4 protein-coding genes are annotated in these 3866 nt (G+C 44.7%); 2 read left to right on the top strand and 2 right to left on the bottom strand.

From position 1 onward, the window contains the following. Positions 1-326 precede the first annotated feature (326 nt). Entirely contained in the window at positions 327-1388 is a 1062-nt protein-coding gene (locus IM477_RS12660) for an exosortase-dependent surface protein XDP2 (RefSeq protein WP_287732018.1), read from the bottom strand. Positions 1389-2089: 701 nt separating this feature from the next. On the opposite strand from IM477_RS12660, the gene IM477_RS12655 reads away from it, so the two are divergent. Beyond that, positions 2090-2896: a prohibitin family protein gene (locus tag IM477_RS12655; protein ID WP_287732017.1), complete on the top strand. Its 807-nt coding sequence runs from the start codon at positions 2090-2092 to the stop codon at positions 2894-2896. A gap of 71 nt (positions 2897-2967) precedes the next feature. Continuing rightward, complete coding sequence (locus IM477_RS12650) at positions 2968-3366, top strand: YidH family protein (protein WP_287732016.1); 399 nt, start codon at positions 2968-2970, stop codon at positions 3364-3366. Between the two features lie 77 nt (positions 3367-3443). On the opposite strand, the gene IM477_RS12645 is transcribed toward IM477_RS12650, so the two are convergent. Continuing rightward, entirely contained in the window at positions 3444-3683 is a 240-nt protein-coding gene (locus IM477_RS12645; protein ID WP_223213076.1) for a hypothetical protein, read from the bottom strand. Positions 3684-3866 lie beyond the last annotated feature (183 nt).

Raw genomic sequence — 3866 nt, 5'->3', positions numbered from 1 at the left:
TATTTTAAGTTAATTATTTGCATAACAATTCCCGAAGAGCCAAAAAATACGTCGAGAACCAAAACTCCCCGAAAGTGGAAACCCTACCGCGTTAGTTTCATTCTGGTCGCGATTCATCTCCCGTTAACTGCGTAGCGGTTTAACGGGAGTCCTCTCGCGACCTTGAGATAGATGGGAACGGCGCGGGCGTTGGTTCCGGGGGCAGGTTCCTGGCCGGCGTGTCGTGTACTTGCAGCGTCTCGAAACGGTAACGGTCAGACATGGGCGCTCAGGGAGGGAAATAAAGGGCAAATTCCTCGATCTGTGCGATCGAGGAAAAAGGGTGATTATCTCCTTAATAATGGATAAATAGAGGGTTTTAACCCATTTATCGCTATTTTTTCATGAATGACAGTTCGCTGGTCGATAGCATTTAAACCGCCTTTAAAGCATTCACTTCCTATCCTACTGCGAGTAGAACGATCCTTGCCTCGTTTCACAAAGATTCCAAGACTTCCTGCGAGTAGGGTGGCGAACACGACACTCGGTTCGGGAACCTTGACATCGGCGGCGATTACTTTGAAATCTGGCCCGTTATCGCCGACTCCGTTCAAACGTTGGGGATCGTTATTGCGCTCGCTAGTTAAGCGCAGAGTTCGCGCGCGGATACCGTCGAGCCGAATCCCGATCGAACCAATATTGAACGGGCCGTTGTTGAGGACGGGAGGAACGATCGTGCTGATGTTATAGTCCGCTTTCGTGTAGTTCGCGCGTAAAATTTTATAACTGGCTAAGACCGTCGTTCCATCGTCCGCGAGCGCTTCCACCAGTAAATCGCTATCCCCCGCAACGGTTCCCCCCGGCGTTCCCCCCCGTTCCCAGAAAAAGAACGTATTCACCGGTCGGAGGAAAGAAACCTCGATAATTGCAGTATCGGCGTTCTCACGGGTTACGAGGAGACTATTCAGGTTTAAATTGCCCAAACTGGCGGCGATATCCGCGTCGGTGGGGTTCGGTTTCGCTGGACCCTCCCCGACCAGGGGATCGCTAGTCGTGTTCGGTCCGTGACCCGCATGGAGAATTCCGTTAGTATATGTGACTCCCCCCACGGTAACGTCGGCGGTATCGTTGCGGATAACCCGACCCGCATTGACCAGATCAAACTGACTGACCGTTAAACCGTTGAAAACCACCGAATCGAGACGGACATCTCTAGTGGGATCGTTGAGAAGATTAGGATTTCCGGTTAGGTCCGGACTCGCGGTAACGTTGGTTTGAAAGGAAAAGGGGAGAACACCCGCCGCGCGCGCGGGTGTTCCAGTCGTTAGAGCTAAGGCCACTCCGGTCATCGTGGCGGCGATTTTGAAAAGAGCGGCGAGGTGCTGCGACCGCATGAAAAGATGACTCATCGATAAATGACCTCGTTAGGGGATGGAATTAGGTACAGTAGGCTTATCCGTTTACTGTATTTAGGGTTCTATCATAGCCATCTTCTGCGAGTCAATTTATCCAGATATCCTTTATACAAAATATCTTTTATACCGAAACTAGATTGTGTTAAGGTAATTGCTACAAAAGAAAGTACCAGCTAGACTGGTGGAATGAGAATGTACCATTTAAGACAAGGGAAATTTTGTTATCGAAAAAATCGGGTCTAAAACCTCGCCTTAAGGCGAAAAGTTTTTGGAGCGGGGCATAAATCCCCGTTACAAAAACGGCCTCCTGCCCCCTGCCTCCTGCCCCCTGCCTCCGTTAAAATTGCTTCTGGATAACCCCGATTCCTTTCTTGGATAAATAAATGCCTTTTTGGTCAAGTTTCTGACTAAACCTAACGAGATAATCGTTGTAATTCATGATTGCTAAAACATTTAATCGGCGACTATGATAACTATAAATAGACAATTATTTCCCGATATTTTGCCAGCTAGAAGGGAAATAAATAACGAGACTAAATCTGACTTCATCTAAATAATATAGGACAAGTTTACCTTCATTTTCTAGTTGCTAAAATTCTTAAAATAGATAAAGCTATCGCTAATTAACAACCTAAAATCAGCCCTTTTATTTATTTGCAAACCCATCCCATCAACTATCTCTATTATCAATTAAAATGCTCAAAATCCGTCTTTTAGCTAGACCAAGTAATCTCTTTTTTTTGTTATTAATCTTGGCGATTATTTTTAATCCTTTCGTGATTGTCAATGCGGGAGAAAGAGGAGTTTTAATGGTCTTTGGTCAAGTACAGGATAAAATACTTAATGAGGGTATTCACGGGATTATTCCCGTTGTTAACACGGTGAAAAAACTAAGTGTGAGAATTCAAAAACAACAGATAGCGGCCGAAGCTTCCTCCAAAGACCTACAGGAAGTATTCACAGATGTGGCCCTGAATTGGCATATTTTAGCATCAGAAGTTAATACTATTTTTCAACAAATTGGCGATGAAGCGGCTGTCATTGAACGAGTGATCGATCCAGCAGTTGAGGAAATTCTCAAGGCAGTTATGGCTAAATATACCGCCGAAGAATTAATTACTAAACGGGAGGAGGTGAAAGGGGAAGTGGATATTCGTTTGACCGAAAGAATGAAAAATTATCATATCGGTGTCGATGATATTTCTTTGGTTCATGTCAACTTTTCTGATCGCTTTACCGATGCGGTGGAAGCCAAACAAATTGCCGAACAGGAAGCTAAAAAAGCCGGTTTTATGGTGCTGAAAGCTCTGAAAGAATCGGAAGTAAAAATCAATCTGGCTAAGGGAGAGGCGGCAGCTCATCGCATTCTCCAAGATTCCTTAAGTCCAGAAGTTTTACAGAACAAAGCGATCGAAAGATGGGACGGTAAACTTCCCCTATTTATGGATGATAATCTGCTTAAGTCCCTTGAATTGGCTAAAGATAAGCGAAAAACTAAATGATAAAAACAATTTATTAAAACCATAAGAAAGAATACTTGATTTTATTGAAGTTCACTGCGAGGAACTCCTCTATGCTGTTTAAATCCCGAAAGACAAAGCAGAAATTTAACGCTGATTACTGGCGAGATCATTCGGCCAACGAACGCACCTATCTGTCTTGGATGCGCGCCTCGATCGCTTTGATGGGTTTTGGTCTGGTCATTTTGCGTTTACGGACAGCATCTTCGTCATCTCTAGGACTAGGTTGGTTGTTGGGTTTTGTCTTCGCTATGGTGGGATTATTAACCGTTGTCATCGCCACGCGCCACTATTTTCTCATCCGTCGGGCGATCGATAGTAATAGCTATGAACCTGCTCAAGTCTGGATTATTTGCTTTAGTATAGCGATCGCTTGTCTAGGGTCGGGAATTCTCTATTTTGTCGCCACCAGTCCCGATAGCGGTGGAGTGGAAAGCATCGGTTTCGATTAAAACCCCATCCTCGCACGGAGCGGGATGGGGAGAAAATTGCTCGATACAGGTGGTAAAATCCAGATAACTACTTAGAATTACCCATTTTCCGACCTTTCCCAAGAAGGGGCAAAAGGTGGACAAATTAAAGGACAGGCGCGCCAATGACTGTGAACAGGGACTCCCAAGCGTTGACAATAGCCATTTCCTCTCCCCTGAAACTTATAAAACCGACAGTAACGACAGGTAGAGGAACAAGTAGCAACTTTCGGGAGAGGATTTCCCGTGGTTTCGATCGCTGTTAGTTTTGAGGATAGGGTGGAAATGGTGTCTAGCAAGGAAGTCTCCAAGGCTAACGGGGTTCACTAGCGACTCTTACCGAAATTTTGGGTTAAAGCCCCGTCCTTTTAGGACGGCTTTTTAAACTATATCTTGTTAACTTAACTTTTATTGTGCTATACTGATTTTGTCTAAGTCCCCCCTGTGTAAAATGTTTGTCTTAGAGTTTAAAGTTAAAGCTA

Source organism: Microcystis sp. M090S1, from assembly GCF_020246295.1.
GTDB classification, from domain to species: Bacteria; Cyanobacteriota; Cyanobacteriia; order Cyanobacteriales; family Microcystaceae; genus Microcystis; species Microcystis aeruginosa.
This window is presented reverse-complemented; position numbering and strand designations above follow the sequence as displayed.

What these genes read in the sequence shown, in the direction of transcription:
- IM477_RS12655 (WP_287732017.1), top strand. Translation starts at nt 2,090, where the DNA reads ATGCTCAAAATCCGTCTTTTAGCTAGACCAAGTAATCTCTTTTTTTTG.
- IM477_RS12660 (WP_287732018.1), bottom strand. Translation starts at nt 1,388, where the DNA reads ATGAGTCATCTTTTCATGCGGTCGCAGCACCTCGCCGCTCTTTTCAAA.
- IM477_RS12650 (WP_287732016.1), top strand. Translation starts at nt 2,968, where the DNA reads ATGCTGTTTAAATCCCGAAAGACAAAGCAGAAATTTAACGCTGATTAC.